A 20,962-nucleotide genomic window follows, 5' to 3' on the forward strand; every position below is an offset into this window, starting at 1 on the left:
AGCGGAGCGACGCGGCAATCTTAGGAATCATGTACTATCTCATGAGATTGCCACGCTCCTTACAGTCGCTCGCAATGACGCTTTTTTACTTTTTCTCAAATTTTCTATTGGCAAATATCGTAAGTATCGGAGCGGAAATAAAAATAGACGAATAAGTCCCTGCTATTATTCCAAAAAATACAAGTACGCTAAAACTACGAATCGCTTCACCACCAAAAAGAACAAGTGCCAAATTAGCAAGTAGAGTAGTCACTACTGTTAAAATTGTTCTAGATAGAGTTTCATTAATACTTAAATTTATGATTTCTGTGATGCCTTTTTTATGATATTTACGTAAATTTTCCCTGATCCTATCATATATCACTACCGAATCATTAACAGAATATCCTATGATAGTTAACACTGCCGCAATGGTGCTTAAGTTAAAATCAAGTTTTGTTATACTCATAAATCCAAGTGCTAATATAACATCATGCACTAAAGCAATAAGTATACCAAGCCCAAAATACCATTCAAAACGCACCCAAATATAAACCATAATCGCCGCAAACGAAAATAGCATTGCCATAGTACCTGCCTCAATTAGCTGCCTACCGACCTGCGGACCAACAAAATCCACCTTACGATATTCAAAATTATAAGGAAAATTATTTTGTAAAGCTGTCTTTATTAGCTCAATATTTTTCATTAAATTATCTTCGCTACTACTACCAAATCTAATCGATAAGTCACGCTCACTACCAAAGTTTTGCAGCACTACTTCACCAATTCCAAGCTCACCTAAAACTTGACGCATTTTTGGTAAATCTGGCGTTTGGTCAAGCCTTACTTCTATAACTATACCTCCGGCAAAATCAATACCGAAATTAAATTTGTACATACCAATCCAAATAAAGCTAATGAGTGATAAAATAATTGAGAAAGTGTAACTGACTTTTTTAAAATTCATAAAATCAAAATCGATTTTATTAGGCAAAAGCCTCAAAGGATAAATTTGCATTATTAATATTTTATTGAATAAGAATGATATTTGTATTATATAGTAAATTTAAAAAGGTTAAATAATTTTTTATGTCTGAAGTAGTAGTAAAAGAACAATTAGAGCAATATTTAAGCAAAATAGAGCGGTTAGAGCAAGAAAAAGCTGATCTATCTGAAGAAATTAAGGATATTTTTCAAGATGCTTCTTCACACGGATTTGATGTTAAAGCGATGAAAACTGTTTTAAAGCTAAAAAAACTTGATAAAGATAAGCTAGCTGAACAGGACGCTATGCTTGAGTTATATAGAGATACTTTAGGGATTTAAAATTCTACTACTTATTTTAAATCCCTAGCTTTATTTTTGTTAATTCATCCTTATAATATCTATAATTTAAATTATAAAATTATTGACATAAGTTAACTATTAATATATTTTTGTCGCTACAAAAGTTAATTTAAATTAAGATTTTTAAGATGACAGATATAAGTATTGAATTAGAAGCAGTTAATTTTAGAGATAGCGTTATCCAAATTATTGCAGAATCTATACAGCAAAAATTTTTATTTGACTACCAAACACAAAAAGAAGTTTTTAAATATATTAAATTTAATATTAATTCAAAAAGCTATATATTACCCAAAACTATTTCTAATTCTAAAATATATAGATGAATTTATAGACATTAAGGCAAATTTCAGAGAATATATTAAATGGAAATTATCCAATAAAGTGGAATCAGTAAATTTAGAAAAAACTACCGCTGAACTTTTAAATCAAATATATTTTCTTAATATTAAATTTATTGATGAAACTATTTCAGAAATTACTGATAAAATAGACCGAATTAAAAATTGTAAGTCTGAAAATGAGGAGGAAGAAATTGCTCTTAAATGGTTTAATAGCTCAGAAGTAGAAAAAAATAAAATCGTTGAAAATTATCAAAAAAAGCTTGAGCAAAAATTAAGTGACACTATAAAAAGTCAAAAAGAGATTATTGATAGTCAAAAAAGCGAAACAAATCCTGGGGTAATTAGTTATCAAATCGAGCATATTTTAGATTTTGATCAAGACTTTAACAGCAAGTTTATATCAAATTCTATCAAACCTTTAATGAAACAGGATCTGGAAATTTAGATATTTCTATACTTCATTTGAGCGATGCACTTGAACAAAATACTACTATTACAAACCTTTATCTTAATTCGCATAATACAAATCAACCAAACAATAATATCATTTTTTCAGAAAGAGCAAGTACATTAGAGCTAAGTTTAGGCAAAATAGACTTTAATAATCCATATAATCTAATAAACTTTTCTAAAACATCTATAGAGATAATAGGTGAATTAGAAAATAATCTTGATTTAGAATAATAAATAAGACTAGATTTTTATTGTTTAAAGAAAAAAGGCTTAACAATTCTTTTGTTAAGCTTTTTTGTATTAATAGACTTACTATATTAAAGAGCATAGTAATGACAAAAATATTTAAAAAGTGCTAATTTTAGGATTTTTTAATTGGGTTGCTTCGTCAAATTACTTTGTAGCTCTCCTCGTAATGACATTGTTTTTTCAAAAGAACAAAATGATCTGTTACTACCCTGCTCAAGGAAATCGATAATTTGCATTACTATAGAATTGTTTTTATATTTCTCTTGAGCTTGCTTGATTCGATCAGCGAAATTACCCTCACCTAAAAAGATTTCCTGAACTATTTTTAAAGCATTTAAAGACTCTGCTTTATCAAACTCTTTCCTATTCATGCCGATTAAGTTTAGCCCCTCAAGTACTGCACGTTTGCCGCTTGCAAGACCAAAAGGGATTACATCAGCTCCAACTGGTGATAAACCGCCAATCATTGCGTATTTCCCGATTCTTGCATATTGATGAACAGCAGATAAGCCGCCAATTATGACATAGTCTTCCACTTCTATATGCCCAGCTAGGCTTACATAATTAGCAAACACTACATTATTACCGATTTTGCAATCATGACCGATATGAACGCCAACCATAAATAAATTGTTATTTCCTATGCTTGTAATCATTCCGCCGCCTTGGCTTCCTGCCTGCACTGTAACATATTCTCTAATAATATTGTTAGAACCGATTATCGTATTTGACAGCTCATTATTATATTTTAAGATTTGCGGAGGTTGACCAATAGACGCAAACGGATAAATTACTGTACTTTCCCCGATTTCAGTAATCCCCTCAATAACTACGTGAGACTTTAGTTCTACATTATCATGCAGTATTACTTCTGGACCAATAATACAATATGGACCAACTTTTACGTTCTTACCAAGTTTTGCACCTTCAGCAATTATACTAGTTGGATGGATTACCGGTTGTGTATTAGAACTTGACACTATTTATACTCCAAATATATAAGGGGTAGACGAGAATCAACTTGGAAAAGAGCAAGAAGCCTCGGAATTTTTGACCGCAGCGTACACGCGAGTAACGTGAGGATCAAAAATGAGAAGCGACGTAGCCAATTTTTCAAGTTGATCGAGTATACCCTTAAGATTTATCTTTGATCATTGCGGTAAATTTACTCTCCGCTGCCATTTCACCATCAACTTTAACCGTACTTGAAAACTTCCATACATTAGCTCTTTGCTGATCAATAGTAGCATGAATATGCATTGTATCCCCTGGCTGGACAACTTTGCGAAATTTTGAGTTCTCGATAGCCATTAAAAATACTTCTTTATTTTTAGTAGAGCCGAGAGATTTAGCAACTAATATAGCTGCAAGCTGTGCCATAGCTTCAACCATTAAAACTCCAGGCATGACAGGTCTTGCCGGAAAATGTCCTGTAAATTGCGGCTCATTAACAGTAACATTTTTAATGCCAGTTATTGATTTATTAGGATCAATTTCAACTACTTTGTCCACTAATAAAAACGGATAACGATGAGGTATCAAATCCATAATTTCGGTAATATCGATAGTCATTTATTTAGATCTCTTATTTATTAATTGTTTCATAATAATAGATTGCCTATGCCAATCCATAACAGGTACAGCTGGACTACCGCCAACAATTTTACCCGCTTCTATATTTTGTGCTACACCGCCTTGTGCTGCTACCTGAGCTCCATCACCTATATTTAAATGTCCGGCGACTCCCACTTGCCCTCCAAGAGCACAATATTTACCGATTACACTACTTCCAGCTATGCCTGCTTGTGCTACAATAATAGAGCCTTTACCTATTTTGACGCTATGCCCGATCTGCACTAAATTATCTATACGGCATAAATCTTCTATAATAGTATCTTGCAGCGATCCCCTATCGATAGTAGTGTTAGCACCGATTTCAACATTATTACCGATTTTAACAATTCCAGTATGAAATATTTTATGATGCATACCTTTTTCAGTAGAAAAGCCGAACCCGTCTTGTCCGATTTTTGCTCCTGAAAGTATTACAACATCATCCCCTATAACAGAATAATTTATTGATACATTAGATTCGATTCTAGCATTTCTGCCAATAACCACTCCTGTCCCTATAAAGCTGCCTGCTTCTATTATGCTATTATCGCCTATAACAACATTATCCTCAATAACTGCATTATGACCTATATAACAATTTTTACCTATAGTTGCTGATTCTGCAACATAAGCTGATTTCATTATTTTAGCAGTATACGATTTTACCGGAGCATAGAAAAAATCTATTAGCTTGCCGTAAGCAAAATATGAATTTTCAGCACGCAATAAAACAGTATTGGGATTTACTTCTCCAGTAAAGTCTTTTGGCACGATACAAGCTGCAGCTTTAGTATTTTTTAAAAATTGAGAATATTTAATATTGCTCAAAAAGCTAATATCATTAGAAGAGGCTTCTTGTAAAATTTTAATATCATGAATAGCTACATCTTCATGAATTTTAGGAGCTTCTATAAAATCTTGTAGGAAATCTGCAATTGCCGTTAGCTTTCTTGGTCCCAGATTTCTATAAAAATTACTATTTACCATGCAGAATTTTAACGGATTTAATTTATCCCGTAAAGTATATAAGCGATAGCTTTATTATGCAACAACATTTGCAAGAAGTTTTGTATTGTCATCCCGTGGCGGCATTGTTGCGTGGATACCAAATCGTCATTGCGAGCGGACTAAAAGGAGCGTGGCAATCCAGAAAAAATAATAAAAAATGCTATAAGTTAGCATTTTTTTACTTCCTTGCTTCGTCAATTACTTCGTAATTTCCTCGCAATGACGAGAAAATGATCCACGCAACAATGCCTCCCGTGGCTTGGGAACTAGATCCAGAAAAAAGCAAGAGTAATCGAGCTTTTAATTTGAGAAATTTAATATGTTCATGCTTTTTATTGACTGGATCCCATGAACAAGCCACGGGATAACATCGAGGGTGCTTTTGATCTACGCAGGCAATGACTTAAGCAGGAATGACATATAGGGCATTTTCCAAGCCATGCAACAAAGCAGAAATTGACCAAAACTATTTAGCAACGCTCTGACTTTCGCTATTTTCGATAGTAACCAAATGAGATAAATCTGAAGCTAATGCATTTGCATCCTCAGAATCTACAAAAGTTTCCCTTAACTTACGCATATTTTCTTTATACTTACTCCAGTTACTTCGCATATCATTAAAAGCATCTTGTATTGCTTGCTTAGAAATATTTTCTGATTGCAGAATATAACCTAATTGCAATTCCTTAGCTCTACGAGCATTAAGATTTTGTTCATCAGCTTGAGGAATCATTATTATTGGAACAGTAGCATTTATTGATTCATATAAACTATTAGCACCTACATGTGTGAAAAATATAGCTGCCTCTGATAAAATTTTTGTTTGATCAACAAATTTATGAATCTCTATATTTCTAGATTTTTTTGAAGATAATTCTTTATACATTTCTTCATTATTACCTACAGAAATTATAACTTTATAAGATGTATTTTTAAAAAATTCTATTAATTGATTAAATAAATCAAAATTAGTATTTACTGTACCTAAAGAGATATAAATTAAAGAGTTATCTTTTAACACTGCTTCACTTATAGGCTTATCAATAAATCTTTTACCGAAAAAAATTATATTTTCTTGATTACTAAATTCAGGTTGTAATTCAGAAGAAGTATAAGCTATAATCTCATCAGCATTACTACAGCTAAGATTACTTATCATATAATTAAATGGGAAATTTTTATTATCACTAGGGATAACATTAGGTGACTTTGTCCATTCTTCAGGCTTAGCTAGTAACATGGGGTTAGAACACACAGCAGGAATATGATATTTTTCTGCTATAACTTTCCCCCATACCGCAAATTGATCATATATCACTATATTAATTTCATTTTTATTAAAAAATTCTATGATGGCAGGTTCTACCTCTGTAAGAATATTATCAAGTTGTGTATATAATATATTCAATTCAATAGTTTTAGAACTTACATCTTTTACAAAATTTGAAGCCGCAGTTCCTTGATATGGTATAAAAACTGCTCCTGAATTCTCTATTTGTTTTTGATAAGCTGGAACATTGAAGTAAGTAACTTTATGTCCTGACTTAATTAAGGCTTGCACAATTTCAAGGGTAGGATTTACATAGCCAAATAGAGGAGTCGTTATAAAAGCATAATGTAGGCTTTTTTGTCCCAATGCTGTAAAATTATGTATGCTAATAAATATGATAATAAAAAATCTTAATATAAAGCTTTTTATATTCATTTTTATAATTTAGTTAAAGTTAATAAAAACATGAGTGAATTATAACGATGGGTTTTAAAAAAACAATAGATATTTAATTTAAAATAAATAATAATTTTTGAAGATTAATCAATAATCAGATTGACTTATTTGAAGTTTTGCTTAGAATCTTTTTGGAACAGCTAGGGCTGTTTCAGGGCTTGACATCCCTTAACTAACAAGTGGCTTCATCTACCATTAATTGATGTAACCCTCAATCATAGGATCGGGGGGATGGTAACGCATGTTCAGAGCTTAGAATTAAATATTATTTTAAGCTTAAAGGTTATCATGGCTGTTCTTGTTAGCGGTTTGTCAATCCCCTGATCACCATTGAGATATTTAGTTTCTTGGTGATCAACTTGAATAATTTAAGTTTAAAGGAGATTAAACCGCCATGAATAATAGTGTAGAAAAAAGAATAACCCTTATCGAGCCATATTTAGATTTTATTATTAAAAGCGAAGAATTATTGCGAGAAATCTATCCAGATGGGATAGATAGGGATTTAATGATAGAATTTATTCTAGCTAAAAAACCTTATAAATCCTATGCTTATTATACTTTAATTCGTAGTTTATTTAAATCGCCATGCAATAAAATTATACTTATAATTGATAAACAATTGCTAAAATCTTTCTTAGGTTTATTCCGCTCTATTATCCTCGGTACTTTATCATATCTCAAGTTAATTAAAATTTTTATCTATGATGAAAATGATTTTGCTTTAGATATAAAAGCCTTAAAAAGTAATGAAAATTATTTCTGGTCATATAAAATCAATTACTTTAAAAAATTGATTAATTGGGAGTGATTGAAGAGTATAACTTAAATGGTGGAAGCAAATAAATATGATTTGCTAACCGCCATAAATAAAAAGTGTAAGACTTATAAAGATTTTATTTTCAGAAAATATTTTTTAATAACTTATACACTTCAGAGTCATTACGTTTGCCAACTAATATGACGTAAATCGTACTTTCATTAAAGCTGTAAATTATTCTATATTCTCCGATATCGCATCTATGAAAATGAGAATAACTTACTAATAATTTACTATCATTCGGTATTGGATTTTCCATTAAAGACAGAATTTTATTTTTTATTTGACGCTGATGCTTTTCAGGGTAACGCTCTAACGTTTTTATTACTCTTTTTTCTAAAACTATTTCTCTCATGGATTAGCTTCTAAGAAATTTTTCTGATTCTTTTGCTGATAGCCACTCCGGTTGTTCTGTAATATTTTTTGCTGCCTTTCCCCAATAATCATCTTCAAGTTTAGTAAAATATTCATAATCTACTAAAACAACAGTAGGTCTACCTTGTTTGTTAATGACTATTGGCTCTCTTAATGCTTGATCAATAATTTTTCCAGGATTCTTATTTAATTCAGTTGCAGATATATTCATATAGTTTTACGTATTATACTTAATATACCTATAATACTATATATATTAACTAATAACAAATAAATTATTTTGATCTTTAGATTTATTTAATTTTTCTTGCAATGACATTTTGCAAATTATCATACAAAGTTTACAAATCAGATTGACTTATTTAAAGTTTTGTATTGTTATCCCGTGGTGGCATTGTTGCGTGGATAAAAAAACGCCCTCGGTGTCATACCGTGGCTTGTCCACGGTATCCAGAAAATAATAAAAAATACTAATTTTATTAGTATTTTTAACTGGATCCCGTGAATAAATCACGGGATGACAGGGGTAAATGATCCACACAACAAAAAACTCCATAATATAAATTAGTCAGAATTTAATAACTCTGAGTCATTCTGTGCAGCACCCAAAGTTTCAACATTAACACTTGGATCATTATCTGGTTTTAATGGCTTTAAGATTAGAAGAATGTTTTTAGAATTTTAGAGGTTGTATTATTGATTTTATAATCATATTTGGAATCGATAGGTGGGTGTAATTCCATGAATAATCTTTAGATTATGTTAATATTAATTAGTTATAAATAACATTAATAAGTTAGTAAACAATTTTTTCATTAACAAAATAAATAATAATTTAATTGAATAATTCTTTTCCTTACTTTATTATGTTAAGTAAGAATTTATATTTAAAGTAAGGTAATTATGAAAAATTATTATTCTACACTTACCAGTAAGGGGCAGTTAACTATACCCAATTTTATAAGAGAACAGCTAAATTTAACCTCAGGTATTAAACTTGAGTTTATTATCCAAGATAATTACATAGCTCTTGTCCCAATTAATAATTCAGTACACAAGTTAAAAGGTATTCTGCCTAAGCCTAAAAAAGCTATAAATTGTGATGAAATGAATGAAATTATTAGAGGTCGATATGATAGGAGTTGATACTAATATTTTAGTTAGATATTTAACGCAAGATGATGAAAAGCAGGCAAATATAGTGAATAGATTCATAGCCCAATATGAGCATCAAACAGGATCAATATTTATTAATAATATAGTAATCTGTGAACTTATTTGGGTTTTAGAAAGAGGCTATAAATACTCTAAAAAAGAAATTATTTCAGTAGTAAGAATTATATTATCTACTGCGGAATTTACATTTGAGCAAGCTGAAATATTATGGCTCTCTCTCAATGATTATGAAAAATATAACACTGACTTTTCAGATATTTTATTGGGTAAAATTAATAAAATATCTGGATGTGATTCTACTATAAGCTTTGATAGTAAAGCTTTAAATTTAAAAGAGTTTGATGACCCTATTAATATCTTAGAAAAAGATAAATAGCAATATGTTTACCCATGCTGCCTATGCTTAGGTGGAGCATATTTATTTTGAACCTTTATTGCATTGCTTTTATTTTTAGTTATAAACGATTCTAAATCATCTTTAGTAAATTTGAACTTAGCAATATTTTCATCATAAGTTTTAGTTTTATTAAATCTTGTATCTTTACTTTTATCTATAGAAAACACCTCTATAAAACTTTCTTTTACTTCATTAGAAGTACTCGGATCATTCAATACATGGAATAAAGCTTTTACTGAATTTGTATTGTCTTTTAATGTACCATTACGGCTAGTTGCAGCTGCTATTACATATTCTGTAAGAAGTGGTTGTAAATTTTCTTTAGTTAAAGCATTAACATTACAAAATGATAATAGTATTTTTGCTTTATCATCATGGTTTTCAACGACTCCTTGTTGCCATTTGGAATCATTATTTTCCTTTGACGGAATAAACATTTCTAATAATTTGGTTCCAAAGGTTTTATTTAAATTCTTGTTGTCATAAACTTCATAAACATTTAATAGAAATTTCTGATGTTCAAGCGTTTTATCTTTTTCTTTAGCAAGCCCATGATTATTAGTATATTCTATAGTTTGGCAATATCCTTTAATATGTAGATAGTTAGCATATTTTTGGGCATCTTTAAAATCAAGAGTATCAATTCCTTGGGTATCTAAAACAACAGTATTTAAAGCATTTTCACGTAGCTGCTCATTTGTTTCTTTTAGAGTGTCGGTATATTTAAATTTTCCACCTATTTTTGCAATCATTTTAAATAATACGTCAGCTAAAAATTTTACAATTTCACCTGGACTTTTAAATTCTCTAGCACTATATATCGCAATATTTGCATCCGCTTCCATGCCAACACCAAAAGCCATAGAAAGAGTTCTACCTTGCTTTTTAGCTAATATAATCTCATCTGTATCATTCGTTATTTCTTTTACATCAAATTCTGGCTCATTATCTTTAAAATATTTTGTCGGTACGTTATCCAAATAACCACCATCAACATATTTTTTGCCATTAATTTCTACTGGTTCAAAAACAAGTGGGATAGAAGCAGAAGCACGGCATGCTAAAGCAACTTCAACATCAGGCGTATCAAGGCTGCTAAAAATAGTTAGCACACCTGCATCTTTCTCAACAGCCGTAACCACTAAATCTTTATAGTTAACAGGATCATATTTTCGAAGTAATGCTAAATCTCTAAAATATATTTTACCACCGCTTTTATGTCTTTCTCTTAACTCATCTAAATCTTTATCATCTTTGACATTTAGAATATCTGGTCTTTGTAAAAAATCACCTACATTATCTTTTATAGTTTTATCAAGCAAATTATATAAAGGTTTACCATCTTTATTTAACTGTAGAACACCAGCAGAAAACCCTTTTTGTCCTAGTAAATCCTGTAAATTAGTAGTTTTAGATATTTCTTCAAATCGCTCAGCTGGTGTACCAAATGCCACTATTGCTGCAGTTATAGCACCGGCTGATGAGCCTGCAACAGCTTTTACATTATCTAAAAGATCAGCTTTTTTTAGTGCAGCATAAGCACCTGAATATATAGCCCCTTTAGCCCCACCACCACTAAAAGCTACATATTCTATAAGAGCTTCTTTAGAATCTTCTATATTTCTAATTGGAGTTTCTTGAACTTCTTTTAGATCATCTATATATTTGACTTGCTCTTCTTGAACTTCCTTTAAATCAACAATAGGTTTAATAAAATTTCGATTTTTTTTAAAGTTTTCTATTTCTGCCATAATTTATATTCATTTAGTTAAATTATTTTCTACAAATTCCCAATTGATCATATGCTTAATAAAAATGTCAACGTAATCAGGACGTTTGTTACGATAATCAATATAATAAGCATGCTCCCAAACATCACATGCAAGAAGCGGTTGCATACCATTTGCTATAGGCGTACCAGCATTTGCAGTTTTTACAATCTGTAATCTGTTATTATGATATACAAGCCAAGCCCAGCCACTACCGAACTGCCCCGTTGCTTCTGCTTTAAACTGTTCACAAAACTCTTCAAAACTACCAAAATCGTCATTAATTTGCTTTAATATTTTACCACTTGGCTTTCCTCCACCATTCGGCTTTATTGAATGCCAAAAAAATGTATGATTCCAAACCTGTGCAGCATTATTAAAAATTGCAATATTTTGATTTTGCGATGACCAGTCTATAATTTCTTCTAAATTCTTTTTTTGTAGTTCTTCTTTATCTTTTAGCAAATTATTTAAATTCTGCACGTAAGCATTATGGTGTTTACCATGATGGTACTCAAAAGTTTCAGCAGTAAAATGTGGTTTAAAACTTTCTTTGTCATAAGGTAAATTAGGTAGCACAAAAGGATAGGAAGTTTGATTAGATTTATCACAATAAGTCATGTTATTTTTCTCCTGTTTTATTATTAGTCTCTAGAAAAAATATATAGAGAATAGCTTTTTGTACGAACAACCAAAAAAACTTATATCATATATAAGCATACTGTATTTGGCAGAATATTAAAACTAATAAAATTACTTTCAAGTGTTTTTAGCATTAAATTATTTTAACTTTTTCTTGACTTACATATTAATATCCTTTAGTAAAGGACCGTATTTTATGGTTTTTAACTTAAATTGGAGAATAAATTATGTATATACCTAAAGTTTTTAAATGTGTTATGCCTGTAGGTTTAACCGAAATTACCAGTAATTTAGGTAATAATATGAAATATGCAATTTCTCAAATAGCCAGCAAAACATTTCTGTCTGTTTATACAACAAATGATGATGGAGAATTCAGAGAAGGTTATTCCGCTAATATTTTATCATGTGATTTACCGCAGATTTATAAGGATAGTAAGCAAGAAGGAGCAAGTTTAACAACAGTATTTAAGAATTGTGGTAATAGAAATGCAATACATGAAATAGCGGGTCTTATTAATGAAGATGGTCAAAATCATGTTATTTTAAATCAAGCTGCAACTGTTTCTCAAAATGATACAGCTACTGTTTTAGACGAACTTTATGAGGTAATGGATACTAGATTATCTTCAAATGGTACTATTTCTTATTTAGGTTTAGAAGATTGTAGCCCTGAAACAGCTAATAATGCACTTCAACAATTTAAAGATTATTTAATAAGCTTGATACCTACCACCACCACAACTACAACAACAACGACTACAGAGTCACCTATTGATAAGGGTTGGGATATTAAAAATCATCTTAATATTACTTCAAATGATGCATATGAAGCGGGAAAAAAGTTTCTACATATGTTAGGTGTTTCCGTTCCAGACACTACAACTCCTCCTACAACTGCAGGAACTCCTAACGATGATACAAATGATGGTGGCTATACAGCTGCTTATATTATTACTACCTTAGCAGGAGGAATAGTATTAGGGGGATTACTAGGATATGGGATTAAGCGTGGAATAGATTGGTATAAAGGGAAAAATAAGATAAATCATGATGAAGAAAATCTATTATTAGAAACAAGCAATAATACTTACCAAATAAAAAAATTCATACCAACACTGATACAAAGCCTTAAGGAATTATCAAAAAGTGAAGAGAGATATGAAGAAATAGAAGACAATACGAATTCAGAATTAAACTACGATCTACTTGTTAAGTTATTAGAGAAATTTAATAATACTTTAAAAAATACTCCAGACATATTGCAAATATTAAACGAATTAAAGGGAATTATAAATCAACAACACGAATTAAGTTCAAATATTAGTCAACAAATTTTACATACGTTACAAGATACATTACAACATGATTCAAAGTCTCCAATTATTACTTCTTCTGATTCCCCTATGCATACATCAGGAGATCATGGATTAAATAATTTTTCTAACTCCGATCATGATACTCATACTTCAGATGAAATGGTATCATTAGGAAACGTAGCAGACAGCCACTAATAGCTATTTGTGGAATGAAAAATACCCTAAGGTAGTCCTGCCGTAGCTTGGGAATTAAATCCAAAAAAACAACTAAAAATATCAATATTTATTGATATTTTTAACTGGATCTAGTTCCCAAGCAACTAGATGACACCGTGGGCGTTTTTCGATCCACGCGGGCAATACCGCCACGGCATGACACCGAACATGCTTTCTGACCCATGTGGACAACGCTAATCTTTTTAGTTCGCCAAGAGAAATGCCTTTTCAAGAGGTAATAATTTGAGACCTGGTAACATTGGCATAATTAATTTTATTCCGGCTTTTTCGTTGCTGTTACCATGCACTAAGATAAAAGAACCATCTTGAACTTTTTCACCTTTTGCAAGCCAAGCATCGCTTCCGAGCGGAATAAATCCAAAATCTTTTAGCTTTTCTATTAATGTTTGATCTGAAACTAAACCGGGAAAACGAAAGAAAGGTGACGGAGCAATATTATGGCCAACTAATACTTTCCCTGCTTCAAGAACCTCTATTTCAAAATTTTCTTTATTAGAGAGAAGAAAATTATTCTCAAGAGGTTTATCCTTGAAATACGGGTGGCTAAATGAATGATTAACCCAAGTAATTTGTAAATGACCTTTTTCTTGCTGCTGCACTAACCATAAAAATTCTTTCTCATGTTTGTTAATCCATAAACCTGAAACGCATATAGCAATTGGAATAGGTTTATTTAACTTAACAGATAGCTCAACAAGTTTGTTAAAAAATTCTTCCTCAAAGCTTTTAGAAGAAGGACACATATCAATTGTAAGAAATTGTCCTTTCACCTCATACATTGAATGAGTAGCACCATAATTTTGCTGCACATAAGGTGGCTTTGTATATTTATTTAAAGCTTTGATATAAGGAGTATTACCTAATTTTTTTAGCAGATTTTGTTTTTCTGCTTCATTTCTAGGTAACTCCACTTGGTCTTGCGGAATTAGAGCAGTTTTAAAGGAATTTGGATCGACTAAAACAAAATATTTTTTAGAATTAGTTAAGTACGAACGTATAGCAATTTTTGTTTCTTTATCGCTAGTGATTACAGGCAAAAAGACCGATTTATAGTCAACTATCCTTTCATTTGCATAGCTCGAATTAAAAAACAATATTATAAAAATAAAACTTAAAACTTTTCTCATTACTCTCTATTTATAACGCTTGTATAAAACTCCACAATCTTATCTTTTACTGCTATTGGATCATTCATTAAATTAACAGCTCCCCTAAATTCTGCCGAGTTAGGCAGCCCGCTACTATACCAACCCATATGTTTACGAGCGATAGGTACACCTGCAGATTCGCCATAATAATCAACGATAGTCTGATAATGCTCAAGCACTATATCTAGCTGACTCTCTATAGATGGTGCCGGTTTTTCCTCGCCTGTTTTAAGGTAGTGGTCAATTTGTGAAATAAGCCAAGGTTTGCCATATGCCCCTCTACCGACCATAACCCCGTCCGCACCGGATTTCTCTAATGCTTCTTTAGCTTTGGCAAAATTAGTGATATCGCCGTTAGCTATAACCGGAATTTTTACTGCCTCTTTAACGTTTTTGATAAACTCCCAATCGGCTTTACCTGAATAAAATTGGCATCTGGTTCTACCGTGAACTGTCACCATTTGAATTCCTGATCTTTCTGCAATTTTAGCTAGAGTTGGAGCGTTTTTTGTCTGATCGTCCCAGCCCATACGCATTTTGACAGTTACAGGAATTTTTACTGCTTTAACCGCTGCTTCAAAAATTTTAGCTGCAAGCCCCTCATCCCTCATCAAAGCCGAACCTGAATAGCCGTTTACAACTTTTTTCGCCGGACAGCCAAAATTCAGATCAATAATCTTTGCTCCCATATCCTCGTTCATCTTAGCAGCTTCAGCTATAACGTTCGGCTCACAACCGGCAAGCTGCACGCAGGCACTTGTTGCATCGTCTTGCATAATAGAACATTTTTGCAGTGATTGCCTAGATTCTACAATCATTGCTCTGCTTGCAATCATTTCCGACACCACAAGCCCTGCTCCGAATCTTTTCACTAATCTTCTAAATTCTAAATCCGTTACACCAGACATCGGAGCAAGGATTACGTTTGAAGAAAGTTCAATATTACCAATTTTTATCATAGAAAATGCTATATAAATAATTACGCATTATACTATAATTTCTTATTTTTGTCTAATACTAGTAAATTAAGAATAGACAAAAGCCAATTAATCTATTATAAGGATTAGATTACTTTTCTAGATAAAACGAGTACATACTCAAATGATTTGGAGAATTGGAATGTAAAACAAGGGGCGAACACGCGGAGCCTATACTTAATAGGTGAGCATGTGAGTTCCTAGAGCTTTGCAGAGCCAATTTTTCAAATAAAACGAGTATATTTGGCCATGTAGCTCAGTTGGTAGAGCAAAGGACTGAAAATCCTTGTGTCGTTGGTTCGATTCCGACCATGGCCACCACTTCTTAATCACTCCCCATTAATTAGCTTTTTAAAGTAATTGATTTTATAAGACCAGAAATAATTTTCATTACTTTTTAAGACTTTTATATCTAGAGCAAAATCATTCTAATCATAGATGAAAATTAGCTTTACAAAACTACTGCCAAGTTGTAAATATAGACAATTTATATAAACTTAAGGATGAAAATAAAGTAGAATTTATAGCTAATAGGCGAATAACATGTAATAACTTTTTTGGTTTATAAGGTAGTAATTAATGCATATATTATTTATTGACGAGTCAGGTGATCACAATCTTACAAAGATTGACCCTTCGTATCCTATTTTTGTACTTGGAGGTGTAATTATAGAAAAAAATTATGCTGATAATGAATTAATATATGAAATGAATAAATTTAAGCAAAAAGTTTTTGGTACTACAGATATTATATTGCATACTGCAGAAATATGCCGTAATAAAAACAAATTTTTATGTCTCAAAGATAAAGATTTTAGAGAGTTTTTTTATCAAGAATTGAATAACTTAATGAATAGGCTGCAATATAAAGTAGTTGCTTGTGTAATTCATAAAAATAAGCATTTAGATAGTTATGGCTTTGCTGCACTTGATCCATATATTTTGAGCTTGAATATATTATTAGAACGTTTTGGTTATGAATTATCAAAAGGGAATCAAGGCGTAGTAGTTGCTGAAAGTCGTAATATTGTTTTAGATAATCAATTAAAAATAGCTTGGGAAAATTTAAAAATACAGGGTACAAGACATTTTAAAGCAAAATATTTAAAAAAACGTATTTGTGACTTCAAGTTAGAGAATAAAAAAAATAATATTGCAGGATTACAATTGGCAGATTTAGTAGTATCGCCTATAGGGCGTTATATAATCGGTAAAAAGGTTCAGGAAGATTTTCAAATTATTAAACAAAAATTCAGAAAAAATGATAAGGGAATTTATGATGGGTATGGATTAGTAGTTTTACCTAAATAACCAGCGTTGATAGCGGTCGTTACCCGCTACGCAGTTAACGACCTTGAGCTAATAGTAACATAAATTAATGCTATGTGCAATAATCATTTTATTTTCCTACATTGATCAGCTTTTTTAAATAATTGATTTTATAAGACCAGAAATAATTTTCATTACTTTTTAAGGCTTTTATATCTAGAGCAAAATCATTCTCATCATAGATGAAAATTTTAATTAATTTGAGGTAGGATAAAGTACCAAAAATAATAGAGCGAAATAAACCCAAATAGGATTTTGGTAATTGTTTATCAACAAAACTTCAAATAAGTCAATCTGATTTTGTAAGTCTTATTTAATGGATTGGTGTAGAGAAATACCAAAATGATAAGTACAGCTATGTATAAATAATAGATCAATGAGTAGATAGCAGTTTATAAAAATCAGCCGCTAAGAAAAGCGATCCGGTTATTATGATATTTGCTTTATTATCGCCATTTATTTTTTTTATGTCCATAATTGCTTCTTCAAGACTTTCACTAGCAGCAAAATCAATACCGGTTTTGCTTGCCTCTAAGGCTATTATCTCAGCATTATAGCTTAATGTTTCAGATAAAACTTTAATACCATAACCTTTAGTTATCAAACCTTTGAAGTAAGCACAAAACTCTTCTATATTGCGGTTTTTAGTCATACCGAGTATTAAATATATCGGTGATTTTAAATTATCACGAATCCACGCTGTTAAGGCTTGGGCTCCACTATTATTATGAGCTCCATCCACCCAAATTTGTACGTTATCACCTATTAATCTGGAATATTTTTGCGGATCAATTTTCTCGATTCTAGCAGACCAAATAGTATTTTGTAGACCCTTAGCAATAGCCTCATTATTAATATTAAATTGTTTATTAATAAGACTTATTAGTGCAATAACACTGGCTGCATTGATCAACTGATGATCACCAACTAAAGAGGGAGTAGGAAATTCATGTGTAAAATTTCGTGATGAGTAAATAAATCCGTTATCCGTTTTTTGTATACCGAAATCATATTCATAACAAAAGGTGGGGGCTGCTAAATTTTCTGCTTTTGCAAATAATATTTCATGAACTTCGGGAACTTGTACGCTTATAACACAAGGCGTGCCCTGCTTCATAATGCCAGCTTTTTCAAAAGCTATTAGCTGCAAGGTTGACCCTAGCACATGCATATGATCATATGAAATGGGGGTAATTAACGTAATTAACGGCTGATCTATTACATTTGTTGCATCAAATCTACCGCCGAGTCCTGTTTCTAAAATTAATATATCAGCTTTATTATTCGCAAATGCTAGAAAAGCGGCAGCTGTCGTTCCTTCAAAAAAACTAGGTTCAATATTAAATTTCTCACTTACTACCCTTACATGTTCACAAACTTGCCATAATTCATTATCTGAGATTTTCTCACCTGCTACTACAATTCGCTCGTTAAACTCTAATAAATGCGGGGAAGTATAGCAATGTACTTTATAGCCGGCGGTCGCAAAAATGCTTTTTAGCATAGCACTGCTTGAGCCTTTACCATTCGTACCTGCTATATGTATTACAGGAGGGAGCTTTAAATGAGGATTACCTAAAGCTTTTAAAAGGCTATTTATATTTTCAAGGTCATATTTAATTTGGTTTTTCCAGTTTGGTTTTGGTACTGGAAAATGCGGCATGAACATTTTTTTGATTTTTTTATGAATAATAGAGTTATATAAGACTTTAAAAGCTCAAGATAGAAAAAGATTTAAAAAATCTTATTATTGCATGGATTGGTTTTTCCGTCATTGCGAGGAAATTACCAAGTAATTGTACGTACGCAATCTAGTTAAAAAATGCTATAAATTAGCATTTTTTGTTATTTTTTCTGGATTGCCATGTCGCTACGCTCCTCGCAATGACGATTTGGTATCCATGCAGCAACGCCAGACAAGCCACGGGATGACAGGGAGAGAATGATCCACGCAAGCAAGCCTTAAGCGGGAATGACATATAATAGCTAATTTTTCAAGTTCAACTAGTATATTTGACTTTTGGTTTTACCACGTTAATAAGCCCAATTAATAAAGCTGATTTAATTATACCAGGTATTATAAAGGGTAATACACCGCCGTAAAATGCACCGCTTGCTCCTATCATTTTAGCAAGCCACATCCAGCCTAAACTCATAATGATAATATTACCGATCAAACATAAGGTAATTTGATTTAATAGCTTATTATTAATAAAAATTTTATCTTTTAAGCTTGCCATAACGTATACAGCAATTATAAAGCCTGCTAGATATCCAGCGGTAGGACCGAATAATATTCGTAAGCCACTGGAAAATTCTCCAAATATAGGCATTCCTACTACTCCAAGAGTTATATAAGATAATATCGTTAAAGGGGCAGTGGTCTTATTATATGTAAGCCCGATAAACATAACTGCAACGGTTTGCAATGAAATAAATATCGGCTTCATAGGTATTATTATTTGCGAACAAATCGCAAGCAATGCTATCCCTAACGCTATTTCTATTGTTTGCCTTTTTAATAATGGAAAAGAGATCGAACTAAGTTGCATAAGCTATCTCATATTTTATTTTTAAGTAAGTAACTAAATATAATGATATAGGCTCGTTGTCAACAAATGAAAATAATTATTTTAGTTTTCTTCCACAGAATCTAAATCAAGCTTTTTATACATTTCTTGATAAGAAGAATATTCATTTATGTTTAAGCCATTAACTGATTCTTCTAATATTTTGATGGATTCTGCATTCAGTTCCTTTTCTTGTTTTTTCTTATTATCCATAATACTGTATATTTATAGCTGGTATGAGCTTTTAGAAATCTAAATCTGTATAATAGCTTGGTGGAGTAAAGCCTGGGATTCTATCTTGCAATAATAATCTAAAAGCGGGTCTTGATTTAATTAGCGAATACCAATGTTTAATAACAATCCATTTATCCCAATAAATTTCACTAAAATAATCAAGTACGGATAAATGACAAGCTGCTGCAATATCGGCAATAGTTAGGGAGTCTGAAACTATATAACTTCTTTTCTTAAGTAAGCTAGTCATATATTCTAGGTGATAATTTAGGTTATTTTTTGCAGCACGTAAAAATTCAGTTCTCGGGCTACTCATTTTAGCGATTGATCTTATAACTTTTTCATCGATAATAACTTTTGTAACTTCACGATAAAATTTATCATTAAACCAAAAGAATAATCGCCTGATTTCACAACAAACATCTACATCCTCATCTAAAAAATTAAAATTTGGATATTTGCTATGAAGATATTCTACCAAAGGATAAATACCAACTACAGATAAGCCATATTGTTCCTCTAAAACAGGCAATGTTCCGGCAGGGTTTATTTTCAGAAATTCTTTATTAAACTGCCAATAATCTTCTTTAATTGTAGTAAATTGTATATCTAATTCTTTTAAAAAGACACGAGCTTGTCTTGAGATGGGACAAATAGGATAATGATATAATTTTTTCATTAGGGGTTTAACATATATATTTATGTTCTTAGTGTCATCCCGTGGCTTGACCACGGGATCCAGCATAAAGCGAGATAAATTGAGCTTTTAATATAGCGAAAAAATTATTTCATAATTTTTAACTGGATCCCGTGGACAAGCCACAGGATGACAGAATAAGGTCTATAAGCCGGATTCTGTACGAACTATAAATAGCTCGTTGTAGTTATTTATCTAGGATAAACGTTATCGTTTACCTCAAGCAATCTACCCGCATTACAAACCGGTTAGAGATACCCGGGAGCTTATAAAAGCTCTGTAACGCCTATTTGATTTTGCTCTTGGTGGGGTTTACCATGCGTAACTTGTTACCAACTTACCGGTGTGCTCTTACCACACCTTTTCACCCTTACCGTAATATAGAATATATTACGGCGGTTTATTTTCTGCGGCACTTTCCCTAAAGTAATATTACTCCGCCGGGCGTTACCCGGCACCATACCTCTATAGAGTCCGGACTTTCCTCGTAATTTTTTAAAAATCACGCAACTACACGACCTATTTAGATTATGCTAAATTTTCACAAAT

Annotated in this window: 24 protein-coding genes, 1 tRNA gene and 1 other RNA gene; 10 read left to right on the forward strand and 16 right to left on the reverse strand. The window is 31.5% G+C overall.

What is annotated here, in order from left to right; translation table 11 throughout:
- Positions 1-85 precede the first annotated feature (85 nt).
- Positions 86-1,000 (reverse strand): protein translocase subunit SecF, encoded by a 915-nt coding sequence (secF, locus tag AAGD49_RS06345; protein ID WP_341788402.1) that lies wholly within the window; start codon positions 998-1,000, stop codon positions 86-88.
- Between the two features lie 71 nt (positions 1,001-1,071).
- On the opposite strand from secF, the gene AAGD49_RS06350 reads away from it, so the two are divergent.
- From AAGD49_RS06350 to AAGD49_RS06365, 4 genes are all read left to right on the forward strand, one after another.
- The gene (locus AAGD49_RS06350) at positions 1,072-1,308 is read left to right on the forward strand and encodes a DUF2312 domain-containing protein (protein ID WP_011477844.1); all 237 of its coding nucleotides are present in this window, start codon (positions 1,072-1,074) and stop codon (positions 1,306-1,308) included.
- 149 nt (positions 1,309-1,457) lie between these two features.
- Positions 1,458-1,655, forward strand: a complete 198-nt coding sequence (locus AAGD49_RS06355; RefSeq protein ID WP_341788403.1) for a hypothetical protein — start codon at positions 1,458-1,460, stop codon at positions 1,653-1,655.
- Between the two features lie 58 nt (positions 1,656-1,713).
- Positions 1,714-2,118: a hypothetical protein gene (locus AAGD49_RS06360; RefSeq protein WP_341788404.1), complete on the forward strand. Its 405-nt coding sequence runs from the start codon at positions 1,714-1,716 to the stop codon at positions 2,116-2,118.
- Between the two features lie 17 nt (positions 2,119-2,135).
- The gene (locus AAGD49_RS06365) at positions 2,136-2,357 is read left to right on the forward strand and encodes a hypothetical protein (protein WP_341788405.1); all 222 of its coding nucleotides are present in this window, start codon (positions 2,136-2,138) and stop codon (positions 2,355-2,357) included.
- 140 nt (positions 2,358-2,497) lie between these two features.
- Here the strand turns inward: AAGD49_RS06365 and lpxA are convergent, their stop codons facing one another.
- The 4 genes from lpxA to AAGD49_RS06385 form a co-directional block, all read right to left on the reverse strand.
- Positions 2,498-3,328, reverse strand: a complete 831-nt coding sequence (gene lpxA, locus AAGD49_RS06370; RefSeq protein ID WP_410525920.1) for an acyl-ACP--UDP-N-acetylglucosamine O-acyltransferase — start codon at positions 3,326-3,328, stop codon at positions 2,498-2,500.
- Positions 3,329-3,509: 181 nt separating this feature from the next.
- Positions 3,510-3,947 carry a 3-hydroxyacyl-ACP dehydratase FabZ gene (gene fabZ, locus AAGD49_RS06375; protein WP_011477847.1) on the reverse strand — a complete coding sequence of 146 codons (438 nt, stop codon included), beginning with the start codon at positions 3,945-3,947 and terminating at the stop codon, positions 3,510-3,512.
- Positions 3,948-4,976, reverse strand: a complete 1,029-nt coding sequence (gene lpxD / locus AAGD49_RS06380) for a UDP-3-O-(3-hydroxymyristoyl)glucosamine N-acyltransferase (protein ID WP_341788407.1) — start codon at positions 4,974-4,976, stop codon at positions 3,948-3,950.
- Positions 4,977-5,463: 487 nt separating this feature from the next.
- A complete protein-coding gene (locus AAGD49_RS06385) occupies positions 5,464-6,702 on the reverse strand; it encodes a glycosyltransferase (protein WP_341788408.1) in 1,239 nt (412 codons plus the stop codon).
- A 415-nt stretch (positions 6,703-7,117) separates the two neighbouring features.
- Between AAGD49_RS06385 and AAGD49_RS06390 the strand changes: the two genes are divergently transcribed.
- The gene (locus AAGD49_RS06390) at positions 7,118-7,534 is read left to right on the forward strand and encodes a hypothetical protein (protein WP_341788409.1); all 417 of its coding nucleotides are present in this window, start codon (positions 7,118-7,120) and stop codon (positions 7,532-7,534) included.
- A 91-nt stretch (positions 7,535-7,625) separates the two neighbouring features.
- Here the strand turns inward: AAGD49_RS06390 and AAGD49_RS06395 are convergent, their stop codons facing one another.
- Together AAGD49_RS06395 and AAGD49_RS06400 are read right to left on the reverse strand one after the other, a co-directional pair.
- The gene (locus AAGD49_RS06395) at positions 7,626-7,898 is read right to left on the reverse strand and encodes a type II toxin-antitoxin system RelE/ParE family toxin (RefSeq protein WP_341788410.1); all 273 of its coding nucleotides are present in this window, start codon (positions 7,896-7,898) and stop codon (positions 7,626-7,628) included.
- Positions 7,899-7,901: 3 nt separating this feature from the next.
- Entirely contained in the window at positions 7,902-8,129 is a 228-nt protein-coding gene (locus AAGD49_RS06400) for a type II toxin-antitoxin system Phd/YefM family antitoxin (RefSeq protein ID WP_341788411.1), read from the reverse strand.
- Between the two features lie 692 nt (positions 8,130-8,821).
- Here AAGD49_RS06400 and AAGD49_RS06410 point away from each other — a divergent pair.
- Both AAGD49_RS06410 and AAGD49_RS06415 read left to right on the forward strand, forming a co-directional pair.
- The gene (locus tag AAGD49_RS06410; protein ID WP_341788412.1) at positions 8,822-9,064 is read left to right on the forward strand and encodes an AbrB/MazE/SpoVT family DNA-binding domain-containing protein; all 243 of its coding nucleotides are present in this window, start codon (positions 8,822-8,824) and stop codon (positions 9,062-9,064) included.
- Positions 9,030-9,470 carry a type II toxin-antitoxin system VapC family toxin gene (locus tag AAGD49_RS06415; protein ID WP_341788413.1) on the forward strand — a complete coding sequence of 147 codons (441 nt, stop codon included), beginning with the start codon at positions 9,030-9,032 and terminating at the stop codon, positions 9,468-9,470. The genes AAGD49_RS06410 and AAGD49_RS06415 overlap by 35 nt, the downstream gene beginning before the upstream one ends.
- An 8-nt stretch (positions 9,471-9,478) precedes the next feature.
- Here AAGD49_RS06415 and AAGD49_RS06420 read toward each other — a convergent pair whose 3' ends face one another.
- The gene (locus AAGD49_RS06420; protein WP_341788414.1) at positions 9,479-11,242 is read right to left on the reverse strand and encodes a patatin-like phospholipase family protein; all 1,764 of its coding nucleotides are present in this window, start codon (positions 11,240-11,242) and stop codon (positions 9,479-9,481) included.
- Positions 11,243-11,251: 9 nt separating this feature from the next.
- Positions 11,252-11,881 carry a superoxide dismutase gene (locus AAGD49_RS06425; protein ID WP_341788415.1) on the reverse strand — a complete coding sequence of 210 codons (630 nt, stop codon included), beginning with the start codon at positions 11,879-11,881 and terminating at the stop codon, positions 11,252-11,254.
- Between the two features lie 248 nt (positions 11,882-12,129).
- Between AAGD49_RS06425 and AAGD49_RS06430 the strand changes: the two genes are divergently transcribed.
- A complete protein-coding gene (locus AAGD49_RS06430) occupies positions 12,130-13,416 on the forward strand; it encodes a DUF5460 family protein (protein WP_341788416.1) in 1,287 nt (428 codons plus the stop codon).
- A gap of 224 nt (positions 13,417-13,640) precedes the next feature.
- Here the strand turns inward: AAGD49_RS06430 and AAGD49_RS06435 are convergent, their stop codons facing one another.
- Complete coding sequence (locus AAGD49_RS06435; protein ID WP_341788417.1) at positions 13,641-14,585, reverse strand: hypothetical protein; 945 nt, start codon at positions 14,583-14,585, stop codon at positions 13,641-13,643.
- Complete coding sequence (gene dusB / locus AAGD49_RS06440; RefSeq protein WP_341788418.1) at positions 14,585-15,565, reverse strand: tRNA dihydrouridine synthase DusB; 981 nt, start codon at positions 15,563-15,565, stop codon at positions 14,585-14,587. The genes AAGD49_RS06435 and dusB overlap by 1 nt, the downstream gene beginning before the upstream one ends.
- Positions 15,566-15,828: 263 nt before the next feature.
- Between dusB and AAGD49_RS06445 the strand changes: the two genes are divergently transcribed.
- Both AAGD49_RS06445 and AAGD49_RS06450 read left to right on the forward strand, forming a co-directional pair.
- Positions 15,829-15,904, forward strand: a tRNA-Phe gene (locus AAGD49_RS06445).
- A 258-nt stretch (positions 15,905-16,162) separates the two neighbouring features.
- Positions 16,163-16,894, forward strand: coding sequence for a DUF3800 domain-containing protein (locus tag AAGD49_RS06450; RefSeq protein ID WP_341788419.1), 732 nt, complete (start codon positions 16,163-16,165; stop codon positions 16,892-16,894).
- A gap of 391 nt (positions 16,895-17,285) precedes the next feature.
- Here the strand turns inward: AAGD49_RS06450 and AAGD49_RS06455 are convergent, their stop codons facing one another.
- From AAGD49_RS06455 to rnpB, 5 genes are all read right to left on the reverse strand, one after another.
- Entirely contained in the window at positions 17,286-18,581 is a 1,296-nt protein-coding gene (locus tag AAGD49_RS06455) for a folylpolyglutamate synthase/dihydrofolate synthase family protein (protein WP_341788420.1), read from the reverse strand.
- Between the two features lie 331 nt (positions 18,582-18,912).
- Positions 18,913-19,464 (reverse strand): biotin transporter BioY, encoded by a 552-nt coding sequence (locus tag AAGD49_RS06460; RefSeq protein ID WP_341788421.1) that lies wholly within the window; start codon positions 19,462-19,464, stop codon positions 18,913-18,915.
- A gap of 81 nt (positions 19,465-19,545) precedes the next feature.
- Positions 19,546-19,695: a hypothetical protein gene (locus AAGD49_RS06465; protein ID WP_341788422.1), complete on the reverse strand. Its 150-nt coding sequence runs from the start codon at positions 19,693-19,695 to the stop codon at positions 19,546-19,548.
- A 31-nt stretch (positions 19,696-19,726) separates the two neighbouring features.
- Positions 19,727-20,395: a glutathione S-transferase family protein gene (locus AAGD49_RS06470; protein ID WP_341788423.1), complete on the reverse strand. Its 669-nt coding sequence runs from the start codon at positions 20,393-20,395 to the stop codon at positions 19,727-19,729.
- A gap of 149 nt (positions 20,396-20,544) precedes the next feature.
- Positions 20,545-20,939, reverse strand: an RNA gene (gene rnpB / locus AAGD49_RS06475) — RNase P RNA component class A.
- Positions 20,940-20,962: the final 23 nt, after the last annotated feature.

The sequence above is a fragment of the Rickettsia endosymbiont of Lasioglossum villosulum genome (genome assembly GCF_964026455.1).
Taxonomy (GTDB): Bacteria; Pseudomonadota; Alphaproteobacteria; order Rickettsiales; family Rickettsiaceae; genus Rickettsia.

Excerpts from the sequence above, each read along its gene's own strand:
- secF (WP_341788402.1), bottom strand. The coding sequence starts at position 1,000 with ATGCAAATTTATCCTTTGAGGCTTTTGCCTAATAAAATCGATTTTGAT.
- AAGD49_RS06350 (WP_011477844.1), top strand. The coding sequence starts at position 1,072 with ATGTCTGAAGTAGTAGTAAAAGAACAATTAGAGCAATATTTAAGCAAA.
- AAGD49_RS06355 (WP_341788403.1), top strand. The coding sequence starts at position 1,458 with ATGACAGATATAAGTATTGAATTAGAAGCAGTTAATTTTAGAGATAGC.
- fabZ (WP_011477847.1), bottom strand. The coding sequence starts at position 3,947 with ATGACTATCGATATTACCGAAATTATGGATTTGATACCTCATCGTTAT.
- lpxD (WP_341788407.1), bottom strand. The coding sequence starts at position 4,976 with ATGGTAAATAGTAATTTTTATAGAAATCTGGGACCAAGAAAGCTAACG.
- AAGD49_RS06385 (WP_341788408.1), bottom strand. The coding sequence starts at position 6,702 with ATGAATATAAAAAGCTTTATATTAAGATTTTTTATTATCATATTTATT.
- AAGD49_RS06390 (WP_341788409.1), top strand. The coding sequence starts at position 7,118 with ATGAATAATAGTGTAGAAAAAAGAATAACCCTTATCGAGCCATATTTA.
- AAGD49_RS06395 (WP_341788410.1), bottom strand. The coding sequence starts at position 7,898 with ATGAGAGAAATAGTTTTAGAAAAAAGAGTAATAAAAACGTTAGAGCGT.
- AAGD49_RS06400 (WP_341788411.1), bottom strand. The coding sequence starts at position 8,129 with ATGAATATATCTGCAACTGAATTAAATAAGAATCCTGGAAAAATTATT.
- AAGD49_RS06410 (WP_341788412.1), top strand. The coding sequence starts at position 8,822 with ATGAAAAATTATTATTCTACACTTACCAGTAAGGGGCAGTTAACTATA.
- AAGD49_RS06415 (WP_341788413.1), top strand. The coding sequence starts at position 9,030 with ATGAAATTATTAGAGGTCGATATGATAGGAGTTGATACTAATATTTTA.
- AAGD49_RS06420 (WP_341788414.1), bottom strand. The coding sequence starts at position 11,242 with ATGGCAGAAATAGAAAACTTTAAAAAAAATCGAAATTTTATTAAACCT.
- AAGD49_RS06425 (WP_341788415.1), bottom strand. The coding sequence starts at position 11,881 with ATGACTTATTGTGATAAATCTAATCAAACTTCCTATCCTTTTGTGCTA.
- AAGD49_RS06430 (WP_341788416.1), top strand. The coding sequence starts at position 12,130 with ATGTATATACCTAAAGTTTTTAAATGTGTTATGCCTGTAGGTTTAACC.
- AAGD49_RS06435 (WP_341788417.1), bottom strand. The coding sequence starts at position 14,585 with ATGAGAAAAGTTTTAAGTTTTATTTTTATAATATTGTTTTTTAATTCG.
- dusB (WP_341788418.1), bottom strand. The coding sequence starts at position 15,565 with ATGATAAAAATTGGTAATATTGAACTTTCTTCAAACGTAATCCTTGCT.
- AAGD49_RS06450 (WP_341788419.1), top strand. The coding sequence starts at position 16,163 with ATGCATATATTATTTATTGACGAGTCAGGTGATCACAATCTTACAAAG.
- AAGD49_RS06455 (WP_341788420.1), bottom strand. The coding sequence starts at position 18,581 with ATGTTCATGCCGCATTTTCCAGTACCAAAACCAAACTGGAAAAACCAA.
- AAGD49_RS06460 (WP_341788421.1), bottom strand. The coding sequence starts at position 19,464 with ATGCAACTTAGTTCGATCTCTTTTCCATTATTAAAAAGGCAAACAATA.
- AAGD49_RS06465 (WP_341788422.1), bottom strand. The coding sequence starts at position 19,695 with ATGGATAATAAGAAAAAACAAGAAAAGGAACTGAATGCAGAATCCATC.
- AAGD49_RS06470 (WP_341788423.1), bottom strand. The coding sequence starts at position 20,395 with ATGAAAAAATTATATCATTATCCTATTTGTCCCATCTCAAGACAAGCT.